The following is a 24,820-nucleotide window of genomic DNA, read 5'->3' as shown; positions in this document are numbered from 1 at the left end:
TCTGAAGTCAATACCGGGGGCGATGCGCACGTGGACGCCACCCCATCGACTGGGAGTTCATTTCTTGAAAGATCAAGATCTCAACGGAGCCGCTGACTGATGACCTTGGAGACCCCGTCGCCCTGCATGGAGACGCCGTAGAGCGCGTCGGCGACCTCCATCGTCCGCTTCTGATGGGTGATCACGATCAGCTGGGAGCTCTCCTGGAGCTCCTCCATGATCCGGATCAGCCGCTGCAGATTGGTGTCGTCCAGGGCGGCCTCCACCTCGTCCATCACGTAGAACGGACTGGGCCGCGCCTTGAAGATGGAGACCAGCAGGGCGACGGCCGTCAGCGAGCGCTCGCCGCCCGAGAGCAGCGACAACCGCTTGACCTTCTTGCCCGGCGGACGGGCCTCCACGTCGACACCCGTGGCCAGCATGTTGTCGGGATCCGTGAGGATCAACCGACCCTCGCCGCCGGGGAACAGCCGCGAGAACACCCCCTCGAACTCCCGGGCCGTGTCGTGGTACGCCTCGGTGAACACCTGCTCGACCCGCGCGTCCACCTCCTTCACCACTTGAAGGAGGTCTGCCCGGGTCTTGCGCAGGTCCTCCAGCTGAGTGCTGAGGAACTGGTGCCGCTCCTCCAGCGCGGCGAACTCCTCCAGGGCCAGCGGGTTGACCTTGCCGAGCTGCTGGTAGGCGCGCTCGGCGACCTTGAGCCGTTTCTCCTGCTGCGCCCGTACGAAGGGGCCGGGCCGGTTGCGGGGGTGCTCCGGATCCTCCGGCAGCTCCTCTCCGTCGGCCGGCGGGGAGGGCGGCACCGGCTGGTCCGGCCCGTACTCGGCCACGAGCCCGGCGGTGTCGATGCCGAACTCCTCCAGTGCCCTGCCCTCCAGCGCCTCGATGCGCAGCCGCTTCTCGGCGCCGAGCACCTCGCCGCGGTGCACGGAGTCGGTGAGCTTGTCGAGCTCGCCCTTGAGGTCGCGGCCGTGGTTTCGGGCGTCGGCCGACTCCCGCTCCCGCAGGCCCTTGGCGTGTTCGGCGGCCGCGCGCTCCTCCTCGGCCCGGCGCAGCGACACCTCCACGTGGGCGAGCAGTTGCCGGGCACCGTCGGCCACGGCCCGGGCCACCCGTGCCTCGTGGGCCAGGCGTGCGCGCCGCCGCTCGGCGCGCGCCCGGGCCTCCTCCTCGGCCCTGGCGGCGCGGTCGAGCGAATCGGCCCGGCCGGCCAGCCCCTTGACCCGCTCCTCGTGGGTCCTGAGCTGGAGCCGGGCCTCCATCTCGGTCTGCCGGGCGTTGGCCCCGTCGGCGGCGAGCCGGTCCCGCCGGGAGGTGTCCGGCTCCTCGTCGCCGCTCCCGGCGGGGGCATTCTCCTCGGCCGTGGCCAGCCGTTCGGCGCACTCCTCCACCTCTGCGAGTGCCTGCTCCAGCGCGTCCTGGGCCTTCGCGGCGGCGGTGGTGGCACGTTCGGCTTCGCCCGCGGCGCCCTTCGCCTGTCCGGCGAGCCGGCCGAGCTGCTGCGCGACCCCGGCGCGGGCCTGTTCGGCGGCCCGCCGCCGCTGGGCGAGCTCCTCCACCAGGGCGGCCGCGTCACGGCGGCGCGCCTGGGCGGACTCGCGGGCCTCGGCGAGCTCCCCGCACCGCGCGTCCAGCCGGGCCAGTTCTTGGGCGGCCTCGTCGACGGCGGCCTGCACCTCGATGAGGGTGGGCGCGCCGGCGGAGCCGCCGTGGGCGAGGTGCGCGCCGAGTACGTCGCCGTCCGCGGTCACGGCCACCGCGTCGGGGCACCGTGCGAGGAGGGCCTCGGCGTCGTCGAGCGTGCCGACGACGACGTGGTCGCGCAGGACCCACCCGACGGCCCGCCGCACTTCTGCGTCCCCCCGGATCAACTCCGCCGCGGCCACGCCCGCCACCGCGACCGCACCCACGACACCTCCGCCGGGACGCGGCGCGGCCAAGGACGCGGCTCCGCCGCCGGGGCTCCGCCCCGGACCCCGCTCCTCAAACGCCGGAGGGGCTGATTGGTGCCCGGCAGCCCGGTCCTCGGGCCCGGACGACGCTTCGGACGCGGCCCCGGGCAGTGCCCGGTCCCGCCCACCCAGCCCCGCCGGCGTTTGAGGCGCGGGTCCGGGCAGTGCCCGGTTGCGGGAAGGGGCGGGGTGGGGGAAGGAACCTTCTTCGCCCTCGACCCCGGCCGACGTCAGGTCGGGGCCCGGGCCTTGGCCCGGAAGGGCAACCGGGGCTGCGGCCGACGTGGACCCGGCCCGGCCAGGGGCAGCCTCGGCAGCGGCCGAAGGAGACCCGGACTGCCCCGGGACGGGGCCCGGTGGGGTGATCAGGAGGGTGGCTCGGCCCGCGTCCGCCTCGCGGAGGTGCCGGATGGCCCCGGCCGCGGCCCCCGGCGAGGCCACCGCCAACGCGTCCGCCGCCGACCCCAACGCGGCGGCCACCGCGACCTCGTGGCCCGGGGCCACCGAGAGCCGCTCGGCCACCGGTCCCAACACCCCCGCCAGCCGCTCGCGCGCCGCGAGCAGCGCGCCCGTACCGTCCTTGCGGCGCAGCCCCAGCGCCAGCGCGTCCCGCCGCGCCGAGACCGCGGCCCGCGAACGCTCCGCCTCGGACAGTGCGTCCCGCGCCGCCGACAGCCCCGCCTCGGCGGCCGTCAGTTCCGCCCGGGCCTCCTCGTGCTCGGCGTCCAGCGAGGGTTCGTCGAGCCCGCCGACCTCCTCCGCCAGAGCCTCGTACTCCGCCTGCGCGGCGCCCGCCCTGCGCTCCGCCTCGTCGCGCGCCGCGACCAGCCGGTCGATCTCGGACTGCGCCGCCCCCGCCCGGGAGCGCGCGGCTCCGAGCCGACCCGTCAACCGGGCCAGCCCCTCGCGCCGGTCCGCGATGGCCCGGGCGGCGTCCCGCAGCCGGCGTTCCTCGTCGGCCAAGGCGCGTTCCAGCTCGCCCCGGTGCTCGGCGGTGTCCTCCAGCGCGCGCGAGGCCGCCTCCAGAGCGGCCGTCAGTTCCGCCTCCTGCTCGCGGATCCGTGCGGCCTCCCGCCGCAGGTCCTCCGGGTCCCGGCCGCGCCGCTCCTCCTCGGGCGGAGCCGTCGCGCTCTTGACCCGCGCGTCGGCCAGGGACGCGGTCCCCCGCACCCGCTCGGCGAGTTGGGACAGCTCGTACCAGGTCTGCTGGGCCCGCTGGAGCCGCGGGGCCAGCTCCCGTACCGCCGCCTCCAGTTCGGCCTCCCGGCGCAGCGCGTCCGCGAGCTGCGCCTCCGCGGCCTCCTTGCGTTCCTTCAGGGCCGCCTCGTCCGCGAGCTCCTCGTCGAGCGCCCTCCGCAGCGTGACCAGGTCGTCGGCGAGCAGACGCAGCCGGGCGTCGCGCAGGTCGGCCTGGATCACGGCCGCCCGCCGGGCCACGGCGGCCTGCCGCCCCAGGGGCTTGAGCTGCCTCCGCAGCTCGTCGCCGAGGTCCTGCACGCGCGCGAGATTGGCCTGCATCGCGTCCAGCTTCCGCAGCGCCTTCTCCTTGCGCTTGCGGTGCTTGAGGACGCCGGCCGCCTCCTCGATGAAGGCGCGGCGCCCCATGGGGTCGGCGTGGAGTACGGAGTCCAGCTGTCCCTGGCCGACGATGACGTGCATCTCGCGGCCGATGCCGGAGTCGGAGAGGAGCTCCTGGATGTCGAGCAGGCGGCAGGTGTCACCGTTGATCTGGTACTCGCTGCTGCCGCCGCGGAACATGATCCGGGTGATGGTGACTTCGGCGTAGTCGATGGGCAGCGCGCCGTCGGAGTTGTCGATGGTCAGCGACACCTCGGCACGCCCGAGCGGCGGCCGGCCGGTGGTCCCGGCGAAGATGACGTCTTCCATCTTCCCGCCGCGCAGGGACTTGGCCCCTTGTTCGCCCATGACCCAGGACAGCGCGTCCACCACATTGGACTTGCCCGAGCCGTTCGGACCCACGACGCACGTGATGCCGGGTTCGAAGCGCAGGGTCGTGGCGGAAGCAAAGGATTTGAAGCCACGCAGGGTCAGGGACTTGAGGTGCACGCCGCCGGACTCTACCTTTCGCGTTCGGTTTCACCCATGAAGGTGCAGGGCACAACCGACGTTAAAGGAATGGCCCGGCCCGTGGCCTCGCGGCGCGGTGCTGAAAGAAAGAAGGGACGCCGGAGCGTCCCTTGCAGATCATGCCGGGCTCGAAGTCGGAGCGACGTCGAGCGACGAGTAGCGCGGATCAGGTGAGCGCAGGCTCCGCCTGGGGTACGTCGATGTCGATGCGGTCCAGCAGCGAATCTCCGTCGTGCTGGGCGGCGGCCGCGTTCAGCGCGTCATTTTCGGACTGAATCCGTACGAGCTCGGACTCGAGGTCCTGGACGCGCTGCTGAAGCCGTCGCATCTCGGCGAGGAGTCGCGGGTCGGAGCCGCCGACGTAACCGAGAAGCGCCTTTGCCATGATGGATGGTCCTCCACACTGAGTGACCGACCGAAGCGGTGTGGGTCGTGAGGGAATCGCACCCGCGGATGTCCGACAGCGACTGACAGTCACTGCGCTTACTACTGCCAACACTGCCAAACAGCTCAGGTGCGCGGGGCTTCCAGCGTCTCACCAAAAAGTTTGACGGTCAACACGATCACGCCCCGTATCGGCGGGCAGCCCGGCCCGCGCAAGGGGGGCGGAGATCATCCTCGTCTCCGAGCCTTCCACGGATCGGGGGCACCGGCAACGTCTCGACGAGGAACGCGCAGTTCCGACCGTGTGCGATCGCTCCACGGGTGTGATCAGTACATGATCAGTCGATCCGTCAACGGATCGCGAATCCGTCGTAGCCACCGCGCGGTGTGCCCCAGATCTCTGTCACTCCGTCCACCTGCCCGGGCGTGTCGGCGGACCGCATCCAATCGAGCAGCCGGTGGCAATTCTCACGTTGACCCTCGGCCACCACTTGCACTCGCCCGTCGTCGAGGTTGAGCGCGAAGCCGACGACCCCGCCGATCCCCAGAGCGTTCTCCCTGGTGAACCAGCGGAAGCCCACTCCCTGTACACGGCCGCGCACCCAGGCGGTCAGGCGGACATCTTCGTTCATGCGTGAACGCTAACCGGGCAAACGATTTTGGAGCACATCGCCCCCCTTGCCCCATGGCGTACAGTCGCGCACCAATGAGCTCACCCGTTCGGGCGAGCAAACTCCGATCGTGATCTTACAAGGAAGGCCGACGCCGATGGGACGCCACGCTCTCCCCTCCGCACCGCGCCCCGGTGGCGCGCGCCGCACCGCCCTGCGCACCGGTCTGCTGGGGGTGGCGGTGGCGGTGACCCTCGGCACGGCCGCCGTCACGACCGGCATGGTGCCCGTCGGCGGTTCCTTCCCGTACGTGGGAGTCGACGGCTCGGGGGACACCGGCAGGACGCAGGCGGCGGCGAAGGCCTCGCCGAGCGCCGACCGCGCGGTCCAGCCGCTGGGCGGCCTCGCCCAGTTGCCCGGCCGCGGCTCGCAGACCCACGCCCCCTCCCCCACCGCGAGCCCCTCGGTCTCGCCGTCGGTGTCGCCGTCGGTGTCGCCCTCGACGAGCCCGAGCCCTTCCGCGACTCCCTCGCCGAGCGCCACCCCGAGCACCATCCCGAGCGCCACGCCTTCCACCGCGTCGCCCGCGAAGCCCGCCGGCAAGGCCTCCGCCGAGCCGGCCGCCGTACCGGTGCCCACGACCAAGGCCCCGCGGAAGACCACGCCGGCCCCGACGCCCGCCACCGCGACGGACGGACAGTCCGCCGAGGAGGCCGCCGTCCTGCTCCTGGTGAACCAGGAACGCGCCATGGCGGGATGCGGCCCGGTGCGGGCCAACCCGCCGCTGGCGACGCTCGCGGAGGCCTTCAGCAAGGACATGGCCGCCCGCGCCTTCTTCGACCACACCGACCCCGACGGGCTCAGCCCCTGGGACCGGGCCGCCAAGGCGGGCATCGGGGGGCTCGGCGGCGAGAACATAGCCCGCGGCCAGGGCGACGCCGAGTCCGTGATGAAGGCCTGGATGAACAGCCCCGGCCACAAGGCGAACATCCTGAACTGCGAGTTCCGCACCCTGGGCGTCGGCGCGTACTTCGCCGCCGGCGGCCCCTGGTGGACCCAGGACTTCGGCTTCTAGCCGAAGTCCGTCGAACCCCGGTCGGTCAGAGCGCGGCGAGGGCCGCGCGACCCGCCACCACCACGCGGGCGTGCTCGGCGACGCGCCGGCCCAGGTGCTCGGCCGTGGCGATGTCGGCCTTGTGGACGGCCTCCGGGCCCTCGTCCGAGTTGCTCTGCGCGGCGGCACCGGCGAAGACGCCGAGGCGGTTGAGGTCGTTCTCGGAGGCGGTGCTGGAGTTCCAGCCCGGCTTCAGACCCAGGTTGACCCAGCTCATGCCGTGCTGCGCGGCGAGGATCTGGAAGAACTGCAGGGTGTGCAGCTTGTCGCCGCTCTTGGAGGCGGAGTTGGTGAAGCCCGCGGCCACCTTGTCCTGCCAGGCGTCGCCGAACCAGCGCTTCGAGGTCGCCTCGGCGAAGACGTGGAAGGCGCCGGAGGCGGTGCCCATGTAGGTCGGCGAACCGAAGACGATCGCGTCGGACGCGTCGAGCAGCTCCCACTGGGCGTCGTCGATCTCGTCGACCTTGATCAGGTGAACGGTGGCCCCGGCCTCGGCGGCGCCGCTGCGCACGGCCTCGGCCACGACCGCGGTGTGGCCGTAACCCGAGTGGTAGGCGATCGAGACGACGGGGGCGTGCGTGATACCGGACAAGGTGATCTCTCCCTCGGGAAGCGTTCTCGTCGCGCCACCAGGTGCGGTGCGACGAGAAGAAGCAAAGCACTAACTTTTGGAAAGCGCAACCCAGTAGTTAGCGCTGCAGAGGAGTACGCTATTCCTCATGGAGACACCTGCCGTCTGTACCGAGAGCGCCGCGGCCGAACTTCCGTTCGACGTCTTCGCGCGCGCCTGCCCCTCCCGCGAGACCCTGGAACACGTCACCGGCCGCTGGGGCAGCCTGACCCTCGGCGCCCTGCGCGAGGGCCCGTGCCGCTTCAACGAGCTGCGCCGACGGGTGGAGGGGGTGAGCGAGAAGATGCTCTCCCAGACGCTGCACGCGCTGGAGCGCGACGGCGTCGTCCACCGCGAGGCGCAGCCGACCAACCCGCCCCGCGTGGACTACGAGCTCACGCCGCTCGGCGTCGAGGTCGCGGACCGGCTCCTCTCCCTGATCCACTTCCTGGAGGGGAACATGCCGGAGGTGCTCTCCGCCCGGCAGTCCTACGACGAGACGCGCGGCGGTCGCTGACAGCGCGGGCAGAAGTAGCTCGACCGGTTCATCCACGGCCGGCGCCGCATCGGCGTGCCGCAGCGGCGGCAGGGTTCGTCCTCGCGCCCGTAGGCGTCGAGCGACCGGTCGAAGTAGCCCGACTCTCCGTTCACGTTGACGTAGAGGCTGTCGAAGCTGGTACCGCCCACGGCGAGGGCCGCGTTCATGACGTCCCGTACGTGCCCGAGGAGTTCCGCGCTCCGGGGGCGCGTGAGGTTCGCGGTGGGCCGCTCGTAGTGCAACTTCGCGCGCCACAGCGCCTCGTCGGCATAGATGTTGCCGACCCCGCTGATCAGCGACTGGTCCAGCAGCGCCCGCTTGACGGTGGTCCGCTTGGCGCGCAGCGCGAGGTGGTAGGCGCCCTCGTCGAACAGCGGGTCCAGGGGATCCCGGGCGATGTGCGCGATGACGTCGGGCAGCCCGTCGGGCGTGTTCTCGTGCAGCGACAACCCTCCGAAGGTCCGCTGGTCGACGAAGCGCAGCTCGGTCCCTCGGTCGTCCTCGAACCGCACCCTGATCCGCAGGTGCTTCTCGTCGGGGGCGTCCTGCGGCTGCACCAGCAGCTGCCCGCTCATCCCGAGGTGTCCGAGCACCGACTGGTGGCCGCCCTCCAGGGGCAGCCACAGGTACTTCCCGCGTCGCCGCGGCACACCGATCGTCTCTCCGCGCAGCCGCGCCGCGAAGTCGGCCCCGCCGGCCGCGTGGCGTCGTACGGCCCTCGGGTGCAGGACCTCGACGGCCTCCACGGTCCGCCCGGCCACCCAGCGCTCCAGGCCCCGCCGCACGACTTCGACCTCGGGCAGCTCGGGCACGGTGTTCCTCCGGGGATCGGATCGGGCTCTCTCCCGTGAGCGTACCGACCCGCGCGGCAGGCTCCGGAAACGGGTCCGCCCCGCCGCCTGCTGCGCAGGTGACGGGGCGGGGGTGCCCGAAGGCGAAGGAAGGGTCAGGCGCCCGGCGCCGGTTCGGCGGGCTTCGGCGCCCCGCCGTCCGCGGCCTCGGCCGGAGCCGTGGCCTCGACCGGGGCGGCTGCGGCAGCGGCCTCGGCCGCGATCCGCTCGTCCGCGGCGGCACGGATCCCGCGCCACGCGGACTCCGCCGCCTGCTGTTCCGCTTCCTTCTTGCTGCGGCCGGTGCCGGTGCCGTACGAGACACCACCGACGCGGGCGGCAGCGGTGAAGGTCTTCTCGTGGTCCGGGCCGGTCTCCGTGACCAGGTATTCCGGTACGCCAAGACCTTCGGCGGCCGTGAGCTCCTGGAGGCTGGTCTTCCAGTCCAGGCCGGCGCCGAGGTTCGAGGACTTCTCGATGAGCGGGTCGAAGAGCCGGTGCACCAGCTCCGAGGCCGCGTCGAGGCCCTGGTCGAGATAGACCGCGCCGATCACCGCTTCAAGGGTGTCGGCGAGGATGGAGGCCTTGTCCCGGCCGCCCGTGCCCTCTTCGCCCCGGCCGAGCCGGATGAAGGAGCCGAGTTCGAGGCCGCGCCCGACCTCCGCAAGTGCGCGCGAGTTGACCACCGCGGCCCGGAGCTTGGCCAGCTGGCCCTCGGGGAGATCGGGGTGGGTCGTGTACAGCGTGTCCGTGACCACCAGGCCCAGCACGGAGTCCCCGAGGAACTCCAGGCGTTCGTTGGTGGGCAGACCGCCGTTCTCGTACGCGTACGAACGGTGGGTCAGCGCACGCACCAGAAGGGCGGACTCGAGTCGATACCCGAGCCGCCCTTCCAGAAGCGTGTGGGACGAGGCCGCGTTGTTACTGTCTGCCTGCTTCTCAGCGTTGGACAGCTCAGACATTGCGCCTCTCACCAGCCGCTCAGACCTCGAGGACCTGGCGCTTGTTGTAGGTGCCGCAGCTCGGGCACGCAATGTGCTGGAGCTTCGGCTCCTGGCAACGCTCACACGAAACCAGGGTGGGGACCGCAGCCTTCCACTGCGACCGGCGGTGGCGCGTGTTGCTGCGCGACATCTTCCGCTTCGGAACAGCCACGGCTACTTCTCCTGCTTCTCGGCGGCGCCCTGAACTCCGTCAGAGGCAGTGCCGCTCATGTTGTCCTTCTCGTCGTCCTGATCGGTCACGACGAGTCCCTGCAAAGCCGCCCAACGGATGTCGACGGCGTCATGGTGGTGGTCCGGGTCCTCGTTCAGGCTGAGCCCGCAATCGGGGCACAGTCCGAGACAGTCCTCCCGGCACACCGGCTGCATGGGCAGTGCGAGCACCACCACATCCCGCAGCACGGGTTCGAGGTCGAACAAGCCGTCCTCAAGGTAGAGCGTGTCCTCGTCGTCCTCGGCGTCGTCGGCCGGCTCCGCCTTGGGGCGGCCCCGGTCGTCGGCGTCAGGGTACGAGAACATCTCCTGGAAGTCCGCCTTGAGCTCGCGCTCCACGGACTCCAGACACCTTACGCACTCACCTACGGCCGATGCACGAGCGGTGCCTGTGACAAGCACCCCTTCCATGACCGACTCAAGACGGAGGCTGAGCTTCACCGGGGCGCCTTCCGGCACTCCGATGACACCGACGAGACCGAAGTCCGCCGGTGCCGCGATCTCACGGGACAGCCGCTGCATGGCACCAGGACGCCGACCCAGCTCGTGCGTGTCGAACACGAGGGGGTTGCGGTGGTCGAGGCGGGTGTTCAGGGCCGTTCCTGCTTTCACAGATCGCTGAAGATCAAGATTTCCGCCACTTGAGGGCAGCATGGATCGCGGTGCATACGCGCGACCGAAGAGCCAGGATACCCGCCGCTTCGCTCTGAGCCCAATCCGGGTCTAGCGCCCCTGCTCGTACTGGCGCAGCTGGTCCAGGTTGATCATGCCCGTGTCGAAGAAGCTGGTCTCGTCGAGCGCGGGCTGCTGGGGGGCCGGCGGCTGGGACTGCGGCTGTGCGTAGGCGGCATACGGGTCGGGCTGCTGCCCGGCCTGCCGGTAGCCCGCGTACGGGTCGGGCTGCTGCCCGGCGTAGGGCGCCTCGTAGGACACGCCCGCCCCGTCGGTCCCCGTGTACGGGTCCGGGTACGCGTACCCGTCCTGCTGCCCCGCGTACGATCCCGCGTAGGCCGCCCCGGCCGGGTCCGCGCCCTGGCCGGAGTACATGTCGTACACGGGTTCCGCCTGCGCGGGGATCTGCGGGGCGACCGGGGGCGCCGGCTCGGCCAGGCCCGCCAGGAAGTCCGCGTCGCTCGCCGAGCGGGACGCCTGGCCGCCCGCGGCCTCCTGGGCGGCCATGTGCGCGCCCAGGTCGTCCGTGGGCACCCGCCCCAGCAGCTTCTGCCTGCCGCGACCCACGGCCTCCAGGGTCTTGGACAGCACCGCCTCGAAGGTCGCCAGCTTGGTGTCCACGTACGCGTCCGCCTGCCGGCGCTGCGTCTCGGGGTCGTGGCTGCGCTCGGGCGCCTCGGCGTCGGCGTAGCCGTGCTCGTCGAGGCCGGGGCCGCGACCCAGCAGCTTCTCCCGGCCGCGGTCCACCGAGCCGATGGTCTTGGTCAGCACGACCTCGAAGTTCGCGAGCTTGCTGTCGACGTAGTCGTCGGCCTCGGCGCGGATCTCCTCGGCCTCCCGGCGGGCCTCCTCCAGGATCCGGTCCGCCTCGGCCTGGGAGCGCCGCGCGATCTCGGTGTCGGAGATCAGCGAGCCGCGCTGGTTGTGGGCGGACTCGATGATCCGCTCCGCCTCCCGGCGGGCCTCCTCGACCATCTGCTCCCGGCCGCCGATGAGCTCCTGGGCCTGCGCGAGCGAGCCGGGGAGCGCCTGGCGGACCTCTTCCAGTTGGGCGAGCAGCTCGGCGCGGTTGATCACGCAGGAGGCCGACATCGGCATGGACCGGGCGCCGCCGACGGCCGCGACGATCTCGTCGAGCTTCTTCTGCACGTCCATGGGGGCTCGCACTCTCTCGGCCTCGGGCGGTTCCTGAGACGGACGCCACGACTGTAAGGCCGGCGGGCGGACGTCCGACACCGCCTGACGTCACGTCAGGCGGTGGGGCCCCCGGATCAGCGCTCGCGCAGCCGTTCCATCAGCGCCGCGTGCACGTGCGCGGGCAGCAGGTGGGCGACGTCGCCGCCCCAGGCCGCGACCTCCTTGACCAGCGAGGAGGACAGGAAGCTGTAGGTGGGGTTCGTCGGCACGAACAGCGTCTCGACGCCCGAGAGCCCCATGTTCATCTGGGCCATCTGGAGCTCGTAGTCGAAGTCGCTGACGGCGCGCAGGCCCTTGACGATGGCCGGGATGTCCCGCTGCTTGCAGAAGTCGACGAGCAGCCCGTGGAAGGACTCGACCTCGACGTTGCCGTAGTCCGCCACCGCCTCGCGGATCAGCTCGATCCGCTCCTCGACGGTGAACAGGCCCTTCTTCGACTGGTTGATCATCACCGCGACGTGCACGACGTCGTAGAGCCTGGAGGCGCGTCCGATGATGTCGAGGTGTCCGTTGGTGATGGGGTCGAAGGACCCGGGACAGACGGCGCGGCGCAACTGAACTCCCTCGTTCATGAGTCTTCGCTGGTGAAGGCGGCGCGACCGTACCAAAGGGTGCCCTCGCCGTACTTCCGGGACCGCAGCGGCTCGAAGCCCTCGGGCCACGGGAAGGCGCCGCTCCTCGTGCTGCGCTCCACGGTGACGAGCGCATCGTCCGTGATCCAGCCATTGGACCGGAGTGTGAGGAGGATCTCCCGCAGTTCCTCGTGGTCCACCGCGTACGGCGGGTCCAGGAAGACGATGTCGTACGGGTCGCCGGCCGCGGCTCCCGCGACGACCTGCTCGGCCTTGCCCGCCCGGAACTCCGCGCCGGGCAGGCCCAGCGCCCTGATGTTGTCCCGGATCGCCTTGGCGGCCTTGGCGTCGGCCTCGACCAGCAGGGTGTGGGCCGCGCCGCGCGAGAGGGCTTCCAGGCCCACGGCGCCGGAGCCGCCGTACAGGTCGAGCACCCGGGCCCCTTCGACGCCGTGCAGCGACTCCCAGGTGGAGAAGAGCCCTTCGCGCATCCGGTCCGAGGTCGGCCTGGTGCCGGTGCCGGGGGGCACGGTCAGCCGTCGCCCTCCGGCGCTGCCGGCGATCACGCGGGTCATCTGGGGGTCCTTCGATCTTCGGGGACAACGGGCACCCCCATTGTCAGCCCTTCTCCAGATACTGCTCCCGCTCGGTGTCCAGCAGTGCGTCCAGGGCGGTGCGCAGGCCCGGCAGCCGCTCCAGCTCCGGGTCGGCCGCGACGACGCGTCCGGCCTCCTCGCGGGCCTGCGCGATGACCTCCTCGTCCTCGATGACGGACAGCACCCGCAGCGAGGAGCGCACCCCGGACTGGGCCTGGCCCAGCACGTCTCCCTCGCGGCGCGCCTCCAGGTCGATCCGGGAGAGTTCGAAGCCGTCCAGGGTGGCGGCGACGGCGGCCAGCCGGGCGCGGGCGGGGCTCGCCTCGTGCATCTCGCTGACCAGCAGGCACAGTCCCGGCGCGGAGCCGCGGCCGACGCGGCCGCGCAGCTGGTGGAGCTGGGAGACGCCGAAGCGGTCGGCGTCCATGATCACCATGACGGTGGAGTTCGGGACGTTCACGCCGACCTCGATCACGGTCGTGGCGACGAGCACCTTGACCTCGCCGGCGGCGAACCGGCGCATCACGTCGTCCTTGTCGGCCGGATCCATCCGGCCGTGCAGCACCTCCACCGACAGTCCGGCGAGCGGGCCGCGCGTGAGCTGCTCGGCGATGTCCAGGACGGCGAGCGGCGGCCGCTTCTCGGCGTCGTCCTCCGCGGAGCCCTTCTTCTTCGGCTCCTCCTCGTCTCCGATGCGGGGGCAGACCACGTACGCCTGGTGGCCGTTCTCCACCTCCTCGCGGACCCGTTCCCAGGCCCGGGCGAGGAAGTGCGGCTTGTCCTTGGCGGGGACCACGTGCGTGGCGATCGGGGACCGGCCGGCGGGCAGCTGGTCGAGGACGGAGGTCTCCAGATCGCCGAAGACGGTCATCGCGACGGTGCGCGGGATCGGGGTCGCGGTCATGACGAGCAGGTGCGGCGGCTGCTTCCCCTTGGAGCGCAGGGCGTCGCGCTGTTCCACTCCGAAGCGGTGCTGTTCGTCGACGACGACCAGCCCGAGGTCGTGGAACTGCACCTTGTCCTCGATCAGCGCGTGCGTGCCGATCACGAGCCCGGCTTCGCCGGTGACGAGGTCGAGCAGCGCCTGCCGTCGTGCGGGCGTCCCCATCGACCCGGTGAGCAGCACCACCTTGGTCCCCTGGTCGGAGCCGCCGAGCAGCCCTCCCTCGGCCAGCTCGCCCATCATCTCGGTGACGGAGCGGTGGTGCTGCTGGGCGAGCACCTCGGTGGGCGCGAGCATGGCGGCCTGCCCGCCGGAGTCCACGACGGCGAGCATGGCCCGCAGCGCGACCAGCGTCTTCCCGGATCCGACCTCGCCCTGGAGGAGGCGGTGCATGGGGTGTTCGGTGGCCAGGTCGTCGAAGATCTCCTTGGAGACGCCCTGCTGGCCCTCGGTGAGGGTGAACGGGAGCTTGGCGTCGAAGGAGTCGAGGAGGCCGCCGGGGGTGGGGCGGCGGGGGACGGCCGGGAGCTGGGCGTCGGCGTGCCGGCGGCGGGCCAGGGCGACCTGGAGGACGAAGGCCTCGTCCCACTTCAGCCGCTGACGGGCGTCCTCCACGTCGGCCTTGGCGGTCGGCCGGTGGATCTTCAGCAGGGCCTCGGTGAGCGGGATCAGTCCGCGGCCGTCGCGCAGGGCGGCCGGCAGCGGGTCCACGACCTCCTGGGCCCTGGGCAGCACGGCGTCCACGCACTTGGCGATCTTCCAGGACTCCAGCTTGGCGCAGGCCGGGTAGATCGGGATGAGCTGGTTGGCGAAGGCGGCCGCCGCGTCCCGGTCGGAGGCGTCCGCGCCGAGCGGCTCGTACGCGGGGTGGGCGAGCTGGAGCTTGCGGTTGAACATGGAGACCTTGCCGGCGAACATCGCGCGGCTGCCGGGCAGCAGTTCCTTGTGCGGTTTGTGGACCCCGGCGCCGAAGAAGACCAGTTGGAGGCGGCCGTTGCCGTCGGTGATGGTCACTTCGAGGCGCTTTCCGCCGCCGCGGCCGCCCTGGTAGGTAAGCAGCCGGGCGTCGGCGACCTGCGCGACGACGGTCACGTGCTCGTCGATCTGGTCGGCGAGATCGGCCAGCGAGGTCAGCTCGCCGCGCTCGGCGTACCGCCGCGGGTAGTGGTGGAGCAGGTCCAGGGCCGTGTGCAGGCCGAGCTGCTCGGCCAGCACCTTGGCGGTGGCGGGGCCGAGCGTCTTCTTGAGGTCTTCGTCGAGCGCGGGCACGTGTTCATTGCACACCATCGCGCTGACAAGCCCGCTATTCCACCCCGATGAGCAGCGGAGCCGAGTACCGGCCGCCCCGGTAGGTGACGGTGTCCACGGCCAGGTGCCCCTGCTGCACGTAGGCCTCCAGGCGCTCGGCGAGGGCGTCCGGCACCTCGGGTCCCAGGACCAGGGTGACGAGTTCGCCGCCGGAGCCGAGCATCCGGTCCAGGACGGCCTCGGCAGTCTCGGGCAGGCCCTCGCCGATGACGGCGACGTCCCCGTCGATGAGGCCGAGCACGTCGCCGGCCTGACAGATGCCGGCCGAGGTGAAGGACTGCCGTTCGGCGACGGCCAGTTCCCCGTAGCGGGTGGCGCCGGCGGCCGCCGTCATGGCGACCACGTCCTCGTCGAAGGTGCCGTCCGCGTCGTGCACGGCGAGGGCGGCGAGGCTCTGGACGGCGGAGCGGGTGGGGATCACCGCGACCCGTACGCCCTCGGCGCGGGCCCGGTCGGCCGCCGCGGCGGCCGCCGCCCGCAGCTCGGCGCCGCCCGGCAGCAGGACGACCTCGCGGGCGTGCGCGCGCCGCACGGCGTCGAGGAGTCCCCCGATGTCCGGGGCCTCTCCGGCGCGGGCGAGCACGGTGGTCGCGCCGGCCTCCTCGCACAGCCCTGCCAGGCCTTCGCCCGGGACCACGGCGACCACGGCCCGCTGGACGCGTTGTCCGCGCGCCCGGCGCCGTTCGTCGCCGAAGTGCGTGATCCGTATCCGGTACGGGCGGCCGGCCACGACGCCGGCCTCCACGGCCGCCCCGGGGTCGTCGACGTGGACGTGGACGTTCCACAGCCCCTCGCCGCCGACCACCACCAGGGAGTCGCCCAGCCCGTCGAGCCGTGCGCGCAGTTCCTCCACCGCCGCGTCGGGGGCCTCCAGCAGGTAGACCACCTCGTAGGCGGGCCCGGCCTCCTGCTCGCAGGGCTCGGTCGACTCCGGTACGGGCACTGTCCGGCCGTGGAGTTCCTCGGGGGCCGGCTCCTGCCCGGACAGCGCCTGCCACAGGGCCCCGAGTACGGCGACCAGCCCGCAGCCCCCCGCGTCGACCACCCCGGCCCGGCCCAGCGCGGCCAGCTGCCCGGGGGTCTCGGCGAGGGCGGTGCGGGCCGCCGTGTAGGCGGCCCCGGCCACGTCGGCGGCGGTGCCGGCGGCGGCTCCCGCGGCCTCGCCGGCCCGTGCCGCCGCGGCGGCGACCGTGAGCATGGTGCCCTCCACCGGGTGCGCGACGGCCTGGTACGCCTCTTCAGCGGCCCGGGTCAGCGCGCGGGCCAGCAGCCGGCCGGGGGCCCGGTCCCCGGGCTCGTCGCCCAGGACGTCGGCCACGCCCCTCAGCAGCTGCGCCAGGATGGTCCCGGAGTTGCCGCGTGCGCCTATGAGGGCGCCGTGCGCGTAGGCCCGTACGGCCTGGGCCAGGGAGGCCGGCTCCGTGTCCTGCGTCACCTCCGTGACGGCGCGGGCTCCGGATTCGGCGGTGAGGTAGAGGTTGGTGCCGGTGTCCGCGTCGGCCACCGGATAGACGTTGATCGCGTCGATGTCCTCGCGGGCCCGGCCCAGTGCGGTCAGGGCCAGCGAGCTCCAGGTGCGCACCGCTTCGGCGTCGAGCTCGTCGGCGTACTGCGGCTGCGGCTCGTGCGGCACCGGGCGTTCCTCCTCGTGCGGGCCAGGGTTCACCGCAGGGTAACGCCGGACTGCCGGAGGGACGGGACCCCGGGGCGGGAGCGGCGGCAGCCGTGGTAGTTTTCTTGGACGGGAGCAGTCGTTGTATGCTGCTCCGGTTGCCCGATGAGAATCGGGCCATTCTTCCGGCAAACCACTTCAGACCTCTGATCCGGTGCGCCGGATTTCACTGTAATTGCATCTGAAGTTTTGGAGTGACCTGTGGCTGCCAACTGCGACGTTTGCGCCAAGGGGCCGAGCTTCGGCAACAACATCTCCCACTCGCACCGCCGCACCTCGCGTCGCTGGAACCCGAACATCCAGCGCGTCCGTGCCGTGGTCAATGGGACGCCGAAGCGCCTCAACGCCTGCACCTCGTGCATCAAGGCCGGCAAGGTCTCGCGCTGACGCCTCCCGTCGTAGCGCAGCCCTACCGGTTGCCACAAAAGGCCGGTTCACCTCTGGTGAACCGGCCTTTTGTCTTGTCCTGAGCCCGTCGCGGTGACCTGACGGCCGTGGGTCAACGCCACTGCCAGCCGTGGTCCACCGGGCCGATGCCCCCGCCGAGCGTGAAGCCGGCGGCGATGGCGCCCGTGACGTACTCCTTGGCCCGCGTGACGGCCGCCGGGACGGCGAGCCCCTTGGCGAGGCCTGCGGCGACGGCGCTCGCGAGGGTGCAGCCGGTTCCGTGCGTGTGCCGGTTGGGGTGCCGGGGAGCGCGCAGCCAGTGCTCCTCGGTTCCGTCCGTGAGGAGGTCCACGGCCTCGTCCCCGTGGGCCGCCAGGTGTCCGCCCTTGATGAGCGCCCAGCGGGGCCCGAAGCCGAGGATCGCGTCGGCCGCGCGCCGCATGTCGTCCTCGCGCTCCACGGCCAGGCCGGTGAGCTGCGCCACCTCGTCCAGGTTGGGCGTGGCCACGGTGGCCCGGGGCAGCAGCTCCTGCCGTACGGCGTCCAGCGCCGAGGCGGCGAGCAGCGCGTCCCCGTGCTTGGAGACGCCCACGGGGTCCACGACGGCCGGGGCCCCGGTGGTGGCCAGCAGTTCGGCCACGGTCTCCACGAGCACGGCCGAGGAGAGCATCCCGGTCTTCACGGCCTGTACGCCGATGTCGTCCACGACGGCCCTGAACTGGCTCCTGACGGCCTCCGGGGGCAGCTCCCAGACGCCCTGGACCCCGAGGGAGTTCTGAGCCGTCACGGCGGTCACCACGCTCATGCCGTGGACGCCGAGCGCCAGCATGGTCTTGAGGTCGGCCTGGATGCCCGCGCCGCCGCCGGAGTCGGATCCGGCGACGGTCAGGCACAGCGGCGGGGCGACGCTCACGCCGGGCCGTCCTGGGGCGCCGGGTCGGCCCCGAAGTGGTCCCAGCCACCGGTGCTGGCCCAGGGGGCGCCGTCCACGGTCACCTGGGGCAGCGCGGAGCGGTTGAGGACTCCGCCGATGACCTTCCAGCGGGCGGGCAGTTTCACGTCGGGCGGGAAGGTCGCCACGATCGCGTGGTCCTCTCCCCCGGTGAGGACCCACTGGAGCGGGTCCACGCCGACGGCTTGGCCGATGTCGTACATCTGGGTCGGGATGTCGAGGGCGGCCGTGTGCAGGTCGATCCGCACCTTGCTGGCCTCGGCGATGTGCCCGAGGTCGGCGATCAGGCCGTCGCTGACGTCGGTCATGGCGGTGGCGCCGAGTCCGGCGGCCGCCGGGCCCGCGTGGTACGGGGGCTCCGGGCGCCGGTGGGCCTCGACGAAGGCCCGCGGGGAGCGGAAGCCGCGCGAGAGCACGGCGAAGCCGGCGGCGGACCAGCCGAGCCAGCCGGTGACGGCGACGACGTCGCCGGGCCGGGCGCCGGAGCGCAGTACGGGCTCGTGGTTGCGCAGGTCGCCCAGGGCGGTGATGGCGACGGTGATGGCGTCGCCGCGGACGACGTCGCCGCCGACGACGGCCGCGCCGGCCACCTGGCACTCGTCGCGGATGCCGTCCATCAGCTCGGTGGGCCAGGTCACCGGCAGCTCGGCCGGGACGACGAGGCCGAGGAGGAGCGCGGTCGGCACGGCGCCCATGGCGGCGATGTCGGCCAGGTTCTGTGCGGCGGCCTTGCGGCCGACGTCGTAGGCCGTGGACCAGTCGCGCCGGAAGTGCCTGCCTTCCAACAGGATGTCGGTGCTCGCCACGACCCTGCGGTCGGGGGCCGACACCACCGCGGCGTCGTCGCCCGGACCGAGCCGGACCGCCGGGGTGGTGGTGAGCCGTGAGGTGAGTTCCCGAATGAGGCCGAACTCCCCCAGCTCGCCCACAGTGCCCTTCATCGCTGTGCCCCTTCTTGCCCAGTCCGCTTGCGGTCGCGAGCCGTCACAGCTCTGGGTACCGTCAACAGATACGTCAACTTCTGCTCTCCGTACGCCCCGCTGCGCGCGGCGCCGTGCCCAGGGGTCTCCCCGTGGCGCTCGGCGACGCGGTACCGTGGCGTCCCTTCTTCCCCCGGCCCTTTCGATCGTGTCGGGCCCACCCGAAGGTTAGGGGAAATGATCCTCGTGGCCGCCCTGGAGGTTCCGTGGTACAGGCGTACATCCTTATCCAGACCGAGGTGGGCAAGGCGTCGTTCGTCGCCGAGTCCATCGGCCAGATCCCGGGGGTGATCCAGGCCGAGGACGTGACGGGTCCGTACGACGTGATCGTGCGCGCCCAGGCCGACACCGTGGACGAGCTCGGCCGCATGGTGGTCGCCAAGGTCCAGCAGGTGGAGGGGATCACCCGCACCCTGACCTGCCCGGTGGTCCATCTGTAGCCCCCGTCTACTGTTGGCCGGTGATGTCCCTACACCGCCGGCCAGTCGTCCGTGTCCGTGCCTTGTCCGCCGCTGCCGCCGCGACGGCCCTCGTGGCCCTCGCGGCGTGCTCCCCGGGTGGTTCCGAGGCCCGGGTGGACCCGCCGCCCACGCCGCCGGCCGAGGTCGCGGGGCTCTGTGCGGCGCTGCACGGGGAGCTCCCGGAGACGGTGGCCGGTCAGGCCCGGACCGGGACCGAACCGGAGTCTCCGCTCACCGCCGCGTGGGGCGGCTCGGCGATCGTACTGCGGTGCGGTATCCCCAAGCCCCCGGCGATGGCGGATCCGGAGCAGGAGGGCGTCCAGGTGAACGGCGTCTCCTGGCTGCTGGAGAAACTCGACGACGGGGGTTTTCGGTTCACCACCGGCATGCGCAAGGCGTACACGGAGGTCGTGGTCGACAAGGAGCATGCCACGGACGCGGGAATGCTGGTGGGCTTGTCCACGGCCGTGGCCAAGACGGTGCCCGAGGGCATCGCCTCGTACTGAGCACGCCGCCGCACCGCCCTCACAGCGACCGCCCGCCGACCGGCCCTTTCGGGGCGGGTCGGCGGGCGGTCTGCCGTACGGGGTCCGGTGCGGCTAGCGCAGGCCGGTGGAGCGGCGCAGGGCGGCCTGGAGCAGGCGGTCCACCAGCTCCTGGTAGCCGATGCCCGACTCCTGCCACATCAGCGGGTACATCGAGATGGGGGTGAAGCCCGGCATCGTGTTGATCTCGTTGATGACGAACTCGCCGTCCTCGGTGAGGAAGAAGTCGGCGCGCACCAGGCCCTCGCAGGACGCGGCCTCGAAGGCCTCGACCGCGAGGCGCTGGACCTCGGCGGTCTGCTCCGGGGTGAGCGGGGCGGGCACGATCCCGGTGGCGGAGTCGATGTACTTCGCCTCGAAGTCGTAGAAGTCGTGGCTGGAGACCGGCGGGATCTCCGCGGGGGCGCTCGCGCGCGGCCCGTCCTCGAACTCCAGCACGCCGCACTCGATCTCGCGGCCGCGCAGCAGCGCCTCGACGATGAACTTCGGGTCGTGGCGGCGCGCCTCGCGGATCGCCGCGTCGAGACCGGAGGGCTCGTCGACCTTGGTGATGCCGATGGAGGAGCCGGCCCGTGCGGGCTTGATGAACAGCGGCCAGCCGTGCTCGGCGGCGAAGTCCAGGATCCGGCCCTTGGCGGCGGCCTGGTCGGCTTCCCACTCGCGGGGGCGGATGGTCACGTACGGGCCGACGCGCAGCCCGAAGGAGGTGAACACCCTCTTCATGTAGTCCTTGTCCTGGCCGACGGCCGAGGCGAGGACGCCGGAGCCGACGTACGGGATCCCGGAGAGCTCCAGGAGGCCCTGCAGGGTGCCGTCCTCGCCGTACGGGCCGTGGAGGACGGGGAAGACCACGTCGACCTCGCCCAGGGCCTTGGGGACGGCGCCGGGCTCGGTGTAGACGACCTGGCGGCTGGCGGGGTCCACCGAGAGGACGACGGAGCCGTCCTCGGAGTCCGCGAGCTCCTCGACGCTCGGGAGCTGCCGGTCTGCGATGGCCATCCGCTCGGGCTCGTCGGCGGTCAGCGCCCACCGGCCGTCCGTGGTGATGCCGATGGGCAGCACCTCGTACTTGGACCGGTCGATGGAGCGCAGGACGGCGCCCGCCGTGACGACCGAGATGGCGTGTTCCGAGCTGCGGCCGCCGAACACGACGGCCACGCGGGGCTTGCGGCCCTGCTGCTCAGGGGTCTGGGGGAGGTTCTCGCTGCTCATATCGCCACGAGGGTACCCGCTCATGCGTGCGGAAGGGTGTCAGCGACGTTCCGGTTTGGCGCTGCGGCCCATCAGTTCCTTCAGCGCGACCAGGGTGGGCTTGCCGTGGTGGACGATGTCGACGACGGTGTCGGTGATGGGCATGTCCACCCCGTGCCGGCGGGCCAGATCGGCCACGGACTGGCAGGACTTGACCCCCTCCGCGGTCTGCTTGGTGACCGCGATGGTCTCCTCCAGGGTCATCCCGCGGCCCAGGTTGGTGCCGAAGGTGTGGTTCCTGGAGAGCGGCGAGGAGCAGGTGGCGACCAGGTCGCCGAGGCCCGCGAGGCCGGAGAAGGTGAGCGGGTCGGCGCCCATCGCGACGCCCAGGCGGGTCGCTTCGGCGAGTCCGCGGGTGATGAGGGAGCCCTTGGTGTTGTCGCCGAGGCCCATGCCGTCCGCGATGCCGACGGCGAGGCCGATCACGTTCTTGACGGCGCCGCCGAGTTCACAGCCGATGACGTCGGTGCTCGTGTACGGGCGGAAGTACGGCGTGTGGCAGGCGGCCTGGAGGCGCTGTGCCACGGCTTCGTCCACGCAGGCGACGACGGAGGCCGCCGGCTGCCGGGCGGCGATCTCGCGGGCCAGGTTGGGGCCGGTGACCACGGCGATGCGCTCGGCGGGGACCTTGGCCACCTCCTCGATGACCTCGCTCATCCGCTTGGCGGTGCCGAGTTCGATGCCCTTCATGAGGGAGACGAGCACCGTGTCGGGGGCCAGCAGCGGCGCCCAGGAGGCGAGGTTGCCGCGCAGGGTCTGGGAGGGGACGGCGAGGACGGTGAAGTCGGCGTCGGCCGCGGCCTCGGCCGGGTCGGTGGTGGCCCGCAGCCCGGCGGGGAGTTCGACTCCGGGGAAGTAGTCCGGGTTTGTCCGGCCGGTGTTGATGGCGTCGACCAGCTCCTGGCGGCGGCCCCACAGGGTCACCTCGCAGCCCGCGTCGGCGAGCACGATGGCGAAGGCCGTGCCCCACGAGCCTGTTCCGAAGACGGCCGCCTTCACGGGACGTGTCACTTCTTGCCCTCCCCCGCGGCCTTGCGCCGCTGTTCCGCCCTGGCCTTGCGATGGTCGTACGGCTGCTCGGGCGCCCTTTCGCCGCGCAGTTCCTCCAGCAGCCCGGTGATGGCCGCCATGATGACCTCGGTGACCTCCTTGAGCACTTCCGGGGTGGGTTCCCGGTCGTAGAAGGCGGAGAGGTCCACCGGCGGTCCGGCGAGCACCTGGAGGGTCTTGCGCGGGAAGAGGCTGACCTTGTTCTCCTTGGCGTAGGGCGGCATCGCGAGATTCGCGCCCCACTGCGCCACGGGAATGACGGGTGCCTTGGTGATCAGTGCGACACGGGCGGCGCCGGTCTTGCCGGCCATCGGCCACATGTCGGGGTCGCGTGTGAGGGTGCCCTCCGGGTAAAAGGCCACGCATTCGCCGCGCTCGATGGCGTCCACGGCGGCCCGGAATGCGTCCAGGGCGTTGGTGCTCTCGCGGTAGACCGGGATCTGCCCGCTGCCGCGCAGGATCGAGCCGACAAAAGGCACCTTGAAGAGGGCGGCCTTCGCGAGCAATCGGGGCACCCGGCCGGTGTTGTACTGGAAGTGCGCGTAGGAGAGCGGGTCCAGATACGAGTTGTGATTGACGGCGGTGATAAATCCGCCCTCGGCCGGAATGTGCTCCATTCCCCGCCAGTCCCGCTTGAAGAGCACTACCAGCGGCGGTTTTGCGATGACCGCAGCCAGGCGGTACCAGAAGCCGATTCTGCGGCGGGACACTCGGACACCTTCCTCTAGGACCGGTGCGCGGCTTGGGCACCTCGTCGGCCGGACAAGTGTGGCCCCCGGTCCGGTCTCTGTCGAGAACACCGTACGCCCCGCTCACGGCACACGACCCCGGGGCCGCCTCGGCCGAGGTGACAATGGTGGCCGAGCGCGCCGGAGGGAAACCCGAGGGAAGGGGGCGGCCACGAACGCCGTCTGGAGTCTGGTGGTCCCGCTGAAGCCTCTGGCGGTGGCCAAGAGCCGTCTCGCCGCGTCCGTGGGCGCGGCCCGTCCCGGACTGGCCCTGGCCTTCGCCCTGGACACCGTCGCCGGGGCGCTGGCCTGCGCCGCCGTCGCGGATGTGGTGGTCGTCACGGACGACGCGGCGGCCGGGGCGGAACTCGCGGGACTGGGGGCCAGGATCGTCCCGGACACCCCGGGGGCCGGTCTCAACGCGGCCCTGGCCCATGGGGTCCGGGCGGTGCGGGCGGGACGGCCGGGGGCGGCGGTGGCCGCGATGAACGCCGATCTGCCGGCGCTGCGGCCCCCCGAATTGCTACGCGTGCTCGATACGGCCGCCGCATTTCCCCGGGCATTTCTGGCGGATGCCGCCGGAATCGGGACGACCTTGCTTTCGGCGGCCCGGGACGTGGAATTGGCACCCTCGTTCGGGGGGCCGTCCCGGGCCAGGCATTCGGCCTCGGGAGCGGTGGAAATCGCACTGGCGGGCGTCGACAGCGTGCGGCGCGACGTGGACACGGCGGCGGATCTGCGGACCGCCCTCGCCCTCGGCGTGGGCCGTCACACGGCCCGATACAGTTCCGCTATGCAGGCGACCGCGTACACGTACGATTCCGAGACCCGAAGCGGCAGTGTGCTGCTGGACGACGGCACCCCGGTGCCCTTCGAGACAGCGGCCTTCGACGCGGGGGGCCTGCGGATGCTGAGGCCCGGGCAGCGGGTCCGGATCGAGACGGACGGCGAGGGCCCGGCGTTGCGGATCACCCTGGTCACTCTGCAGACCTTCTGAATTCCACTTCACCCACGCCCCTGACCTGCGAGAACGACGAGCAGCAGGGGTAACGCACCGCGGGCCGGCTCCCCCATGGGGAACCGGCCCGGCGTGTGTGACTCGTACCCCTGGTTACTTCTTGCGGGCGGTCGTCTTCTTCGCGGTGGCCTTGCGCGTCGTCGTCTTCTTGGCGGGCGCGGTCGTCTTCGCGGTGGCCTTCTTGGCCGCCGGAGCGGTCTTCTTGGCGGCGGCGGTGGTCTTCTTCGCCGCCGTCGCGGCCTTCTTGACCGCGGTGGCCTTCTTCGCCGGGGTGGCCTTCTTGGCCACGGCGGTCTTGGCGACGGCCTTCTTCGCGGTCGCGGTGGTCTTCTTCGCCACGACCTTCTTTGCGACCGCGGTCTTTGCCGCGGCCTTCTTGGCGGTGGTGGCCTTCTTCGCGGCGGCCTTCTTCACCGTCGCGGAGGCACCCCCGGTGAGGCTGCCCTTGGGCGCCTTCTTCACCGAGACCTCGCCGCCCTTGGGGAGCTTCTTGGTGCCGCTGACCAGGTCCTTGAAGCCCTGGCCCGCGCGGAAGCGGGGCACCGAGGTCTTCTTGACCCGGACGCGCTCACCCGTCTGGGGGTTGCGGGCGTAACGGGCCGGCCGGTCGACTTTCTCGAACGAGCCGAAGCCCGTGACCGAGACCCGGTCGCCCGCGACGGTAGCGCGGACGATCGCGTCCAGTACCGCGTCGACAGCGTCCGCGGCCTGCTGGCGGCCGCCCAGCTTGTCGGCAATCGCTTCTACGAGCTGCGCCTTGTTCACGTCTTCCCCTTCGGAGACTTCGCCAGAACGAATGTGTTCAAGCTTATTTCGCACGTTAGGCGGATATATACCGCAAATCAAACACGAAACGGGCTAATCACCCTAGTGCCGCAACGCCGGAGGACGTTACGGAGTTCCTTCGCATCAGTCGCCTTCAGGGAATCGACCCTCGTCGAGGTCCTTCATCAACCTGTCCAGGCGCCTTGCCGCATCGGCGAGATCGTGCTTCGCCGCGGCCGTGACGACCAACAGCTTCCGGGACAGCGCCATCCTTACGCCCTCCGGGACTTGCAGTGAGCGCACCCGTGTGTGTGCTTCTTTCAATCGGTCCGCGACGAGTTCGTAGAGCTCAAGTTGAGTGTCGCGTTCCATGCACAGA

At 71.8% G+C, this 24,820-nt stretch carries 25 protein-coding genes and 1 pseudogene; 6 read left to right on the top strand and 20 right to left on the bottom strand.

Translation table 11 applies throughout. From position 1 onward, the window contains the following. Positions 1–80: 80 nt before the first annotated feature. From ACFYYJ_RS24295 to ACFYYJ_RS24285, 3 genes are all read right to left on the bottom strand, one after another. Entirely contained in the window at positions 81–4,022 is a 3,942-nt protein-coding gene (locus tag ACFYYJ_RS24295) for an AAA family ATPase (RefSeq protein ID WP_389135324.1), read from the bottom strand. Between the two features lie 187 nt (positions 4,023–4,209). Continuing rightward, complete coding sequence (locus ACFYYJ_RS24290; protein WP_030708500.1) at positions 4,210–4,428, bottom strand: hypothetical protein; 219 nt, start codon at positions 4,426–4,428, stop codon at positions 4,210–4,212. Between the two features lie 349 nt (positions 4,429–4,777). Next, complete coding sequence (locus ACFYYJ_RS24285; protein WP_385131277.1) at positions 4,778–5,059, bottom strand: acylphosphatase; 282 nt, start codon at positions 5,057–5,059, stop codon at positions 4,778–4,780. A gap of 136 nt (positions 5,060–5,195) precedes the next feature. Between ACFYYJ_RS24285 and ACFYYJ_RS24280 the strand changes: the two genes are divergently transcribed. Then, positions 5,196–6,113 (top strand): CAP domain-containing protein, encoded by a 918-nt coding sequence (locus ACFYYJ_RS24280; RefSeq protein WP_389135320.1) that lies wholly within the window; start codon positions 5,196–5,198, stop codon positions 6,111–6,113. Between the two features lie 25 nt (positions 6,114–6,138). On the opposite strand, the gene ACFYYJ_RS24275 is transcribed toward ACFYYJ_RS24280, so the two are convergent. Next, positions 6,139–6,744: a flavodoxin family protein gene (locus tag ACFYYJ_RS24275; protein WP_385131271.1), complete on the bottom strand. Its 606-nt coding sequence runs from the start codon at positions 6,742–6,744 to the stop codon at positions 6,139–6,141. 127 nt (positions 6,745–6,871) lie between these two features. On the opposite strand from ACFYYJ_RS24275, the gene ACFYYJ_RS24270 reads away from it, so the two are divergent. Further along, a complete protein-coding gene (locus tag ACFYYJ_RS24270; RefSeq protein WP_385131268.1) occupies positions 6,872–7,279 on the top strand; it encodes a winged helix-turn-helix transcriptional regulator in 408 nt (135 codons plus the stop codon). On the opposite strand, the gene mutM is transcribed toward ACFYYJ_RS24270, so the two are convergent. The 9 genes from mutM to ACFYYJ_RS24225 form a co-directional block, all read right to left on the bottom strand. After that, positions 7,252–8,112, bottom strand: coding sequence for a bifunctional DNA-formamidopyrimidine glycosylase/DNA-(apurinic or apyrimidinic site) lyase (mutM, locus tag ACFYYJ_RS24265; protein WP_385131266.1), 861 nt, complete (start codon positions 8,110–8,112; stop codon positions 7,252–7,254). The genes ACFYYJ_RS24270 and mutM overlap by 28 nt on opposite strands. 134 nt (positions 8,113–8,246) lie before the next feature. After that, a complete protein-coding gene (rnc, locus tag ACFYYJ_RS24260) occupies positions 8,247–9,092 on the bottom strand; it encodes a ribonuclease III (protein ID WP_385131263.1) in 846 nt (281 codons plus the stop codon). A gap of 19 nt (positions 9,093–9,111) precedes the next feature. Further along, positions 9,112–9,285, bottom strand: a complete 174-nt coding sequence (rpmF, locus tag ACFYYJ_RS24255; protein WP_003965982.1) for a 50S ribosomal protein L32 — start codon at positions 9,283–9,285, stop codon at positions 9,112–9,114. A 2-nt stretch (positions 9,286–9,287) separates the two neighbouring features. Then, the gene (locus ACFYYJ_RS24250; RefSeq protein WP_384745231.1) at positions 9,288–9,998 is read right to left on the bottom strand and encodes a YceD family protein; all 711 of its coding nucleotides are present in this window, start codon (positions 9,996–9,998) and stop codon (positions 9,288–9,290) included. A 69-nt stretch (positions 9,999–10,067) separates the two neighbouring features. Beyond that, on the bottom strand, positions 10,068–11,171 hold the full coding sequence (locus tag ACFYYJ_RS24245) for a cell division initiation protein (RefSeq protein WP_385131260.1): 1,104 nt from the start codon (positions 11,169–11,171) through the stop codon (positions 10,068–10,070). A 116-nt stretch (positions 11,172–11,287) separates the two neighbouring features. Beyond that, positions 11,288–11,767, bottom strand: coding sequence for a pantetheine-phosphate adenylyltransferase (gene coaD / locus ACFYYJ_RS24240; protein ID WP_384594215.1), 480 nt, complete (start codon positions 11,765–11,767; stop codon positions 11,288–11,290). Between the two features lie 14 nt (positions 11,768–11,781). Beyond that, positions 11,782–12,360 (bottom strand): 16S rRNA (guanine(966)-N(2))-methyltransferase RsmD, encoded by a 579-nt coding sequence (gene rsmD / locus ACFYYJ_RS24235; protein ID WP_385363234.1) that lies wholly within the window; start codon positions 12,358–12,360, stop codon positions 11,782–11,784. A gap of 43 nt (positions 12,361–12,403) precedes the next feature. Beyond that, positions 12,404–14,611: an ATP-dependent DNA helicase RecG gene (recG, locus tag ACFYYJ_RS24230; protein WP_389135314.1), complete on the bottom strand. Its 2,208-nt coding sequence runs from the start codon at positions 14,609–14,611 to the stop codon at positions 12,404–12,406. Positions 14,612–14,627: 16 nt separating this feature from the next. Continuing rightward, positions 14,628–16,265: a DAK2 domain-containing protein gene (locus tag ACFYYJ_RS24225; protein ID WP_389135311.1), complete on the bottom strand. Its 1,638-nt coding sequence runs from the start codon at positions 16,263–16,265 to the stop codon at positions 14,628–14,630. A gap of 240 nt (positions 16,266–16,505) precedes the next feature. Here ACFYYJ_RS24225 and rpmB point away from each other — a divergent pair, with 240 nt between their 5' ends. Further along, positions 16,506–16,691, top strand: a complete 186-nt coding sequence (rpmB, locus tag ACFYYJ_RS24220; protein ID WP_007266795.1) for a 50S ribosomal protein L28 — start codon at positions 16,506–16,508, stop codon at positions 16,689–16,691. A gap of 112 nt (positions 16,692–16,803) precedes the next feature. Here rpmB and thiD read toward each other — a convergent pair whose 3' ends face one another. Next, positions 16,804–17,604: a bifunctional hydroxymethylpyrimidine kinase/phosphomethylpyrimidine kinase gene (thiD, locus tag ACFYYJ_RS24215; protein ID WP_385366949.1), complete on the bottom strand. Its 801-nt coding sequence runs from the start codon at positions 17,602–17,604 to the stop codon at positions 16,804–16,806. Continuing rightward, complete coding sequence (locus tag ACFYYJ_RS24210; RefSeq protein ID WP_384590569.1) at positions 17,601–18,584, bottom strand: thiamine-phosphate kinase; 984 nt, start codon at positions 18,582–18,584, stop codon at positions 17,601–17,603. Before ACFYYJ_RS24210 ends, thiD begins: the two co-directional genes overlap by 4 nt. 245 nt (positions 18,585–18,829) lie before the next feature. Here ACFYYJ_RS24210 and ACFYYJ_RS24205 point away from each other — a divergent pair, with 245 nt between their 5' ends. Then, positions 18,830–19,063, top strand: a complete 234-nt coding sequence (locus tag ACFYYJ_RS24205) for an Lrp/AsnC family transcriptional regulator (protein WP_030028650.1) — start codon at positions 18,830–18,832, stop codon at positions 19,061–19,063. A 62-nt stretch (positions 19,064–19,125) separates the two neighbouring features. Then, complete coding sequence (locus tag ACFYYJ_RS24200; RefSeq protein WP_389135305.1) at positions 19,126–19,590, top strand: DUF3515 family protein; 465 nt, start codon at positions 19,126–19,128, stop codon at positions 19,588–19,590. Between the two features lie 93 nt (positions 19,591–19,683). On the opposite strand, the gene ACFYYJ_RS24195 is transcribed toward ACFYYJ_RS24200, so the two are convergent. The 3 genes from ACFYYJ_RS24195 to ACFYYJ_RS24185 are packed head-to-tail and all read right to left on the bottom strand — an operon-like array spanning position 19,684 to position 22,640. Next, the gene (locus tag ACFYYJ_RS24195; RefSeq protein WP_385133626.1) at positions 19,684–20,841 is read right to left on the bottom strand and encodes a D-alanine--D-alanine ligase family protein; all 1,158 of its coding nucleotides are present in this window, start codon (positions 20,839–20,841) and stop codon (positions 19,684–19,686) included. 39 nt (positions 20,842–20,880) lie between these two features. Beyond that, the gene (locus ACFYYJ_RS24190) at positions 20,881–21,891 is read right to left on the bottom strand and encodes an NAD(P)H-dependent glycerol-3-phosphate dehydrogenase (protein ID WP_384590580.1); all 1,011 of its coding nucleotides are present in this window, start codon (positions 21,889–21,891) and stop codon (positions 20,881–20,883) included. Beyond that, a complete protein-coding gene (locus ACFYYJ_RS24185; protein ID WP_389135300.1) occupies positions 21,888–22,640 on the bottom strand; it encodes a lysophospholipid acyltransferase family protein in 753 nt (250 codons plus the stop codon). The genes ACFYYJ_RS24190 and ACFYYJ_RS24185 overlap by 4 nt, the downstream gene beginning before the upstream one ends. 208 nt (positions 22,641–22,848) lie before the next feature. On the opposite strand from ACFYYJ_RS24185, the pseudogene cofC reads away from it, so the two are divergent. Next, positions 22,849–23,436: pseudogene (cofC, locus tag ACFYYJ_RS24180) on the top strand (2-phospho-L-lactate guanylyltransferase); the annotation flags it as partial. Positions 23,437–23,769: 333 nt separating this feature from the next. Here the strand turns inward: cofC and ACFYYJ_RS24175 are convergent. Further along, complete coding sequence (locus ACFYYJ_RS24175) at positions 23,770–24,441, bottom strand: HU family DNA-binding protein (protein WP_384590586.1); 672 nt, start codon at positions 24,439–24,441, stop codon at positions 23,770–23,772. 144 nt (positions 24,442–24,585) lie between these two features. Next, positions 24,586–24,813 (bottom strand): hypothetical protein, encoded by a 228-nt coding sequence (locus ACFYYJ_RS24170; RefSeq protein ID WP_384756201.1) that lies wholly within the window; start codon positions 24,811–24,813, stop codon positions 24,586–24,588. Positions 24,814–24,820: the final 7 nt, after the last annotated feature.

Source organism: Streptomyces sp. NPDC002467 (assembly GCF_042889825.1).
Classification (GTDB): Bacteria; Actinomycetota; Actinomycetes; order Streptomycetales; family Streptomycetaceae; genus Streptomyces.
The sequence above is the reverse complement of the archived record's forward strand: the minus strand, read 5'-3'. Positions and strand labels throughout refer to the sequence as shown.

Coding starts and splice junctions, on each gene's coding strand:
- recG (WP_389135314.1), bottom strand. CDS start 14,611: ATGGTGTGCAATGAACACGTGCCCGCGCTCGACGAAGACCTCAAGAAG.
- ACFYYJ_RS24250 (WP_384745231.1), bottom strand. CDS start 9,998: ATGCTGCCCTCAAGTGGCGGAAATCTTGATCTTCAGCGATCTGTGAAA.
- ACFYYJ_RS24280 (WP_389135320.1), top strand. CDS start 5,196: ATGGGACGCCACGCTCTCCCCTCCGCACCGCGCCCCGGTGGCGCGCGC.
- ACFYYJ_RS24170 (WP_384756201.1), bottom strand. CDS start 24,813: ATGGAACGCGACACTCAACTTGAGCTCTACGAACTCGTCGCGGACCGA.
- ACFYYJ_RS24195 (WP_385133626.1), bottom strand. CDS start 20,841: ATGAGCAGCGAGAACCTCCCCCAGACCCCTGAGCAGCAGGGCCGCAAG.
- ACFYYJ_RS24245 (WP_385131260.1), bottom strand. CDS start 11,171: ATGGACGTGCAGAAGAAGCTCGACGAGATCGTCGCGGCCGTCGGCGGC.
- rnc (WP_385131263.1), bottom strand. CDS start 9,092: ATGTCTGAGCTGTCCAACGCTGAGAAGCAGGCAGACAGTAACAACGCG.
- ACFYYJ_RS24290 (WP_030708500.1), bottom strand. CDS start 4,428: ATGGCAAAGGCGCTTCTCGGTTACGTCGGCGGCTCCGACCCGCGACTC.
- ACFYYJ_RS24285 (WP_385131277.1), bottom strand. CDS start 5,059: ATGAACGAAGATGTCCGCCTGACCGCCTGGGTGCGCGGCCGTGTACAG.
- rsmD (WP_385363234.1), bottom strand. CDS start 12,360: ATGACCCGCGTGATCGCCGGCAGCGCCGGAGGGCGACGGCTGACCGTG.
- ACFYYJ_RS24270 (WP_385131268.1), top strand. CDS start 6,872: ATGGAGACACCTGCCGTCTGTACCGAGAGCGCCGCGGCCGAACTTCCG.
- ACFYYJ_RS24210 (WP_384590569.1), bottom strand. CDS start 18,584: ATGAAGGGCACTGTGGGCGAGCTGGGGGAGTTCGGCCTCATTCGGGAA.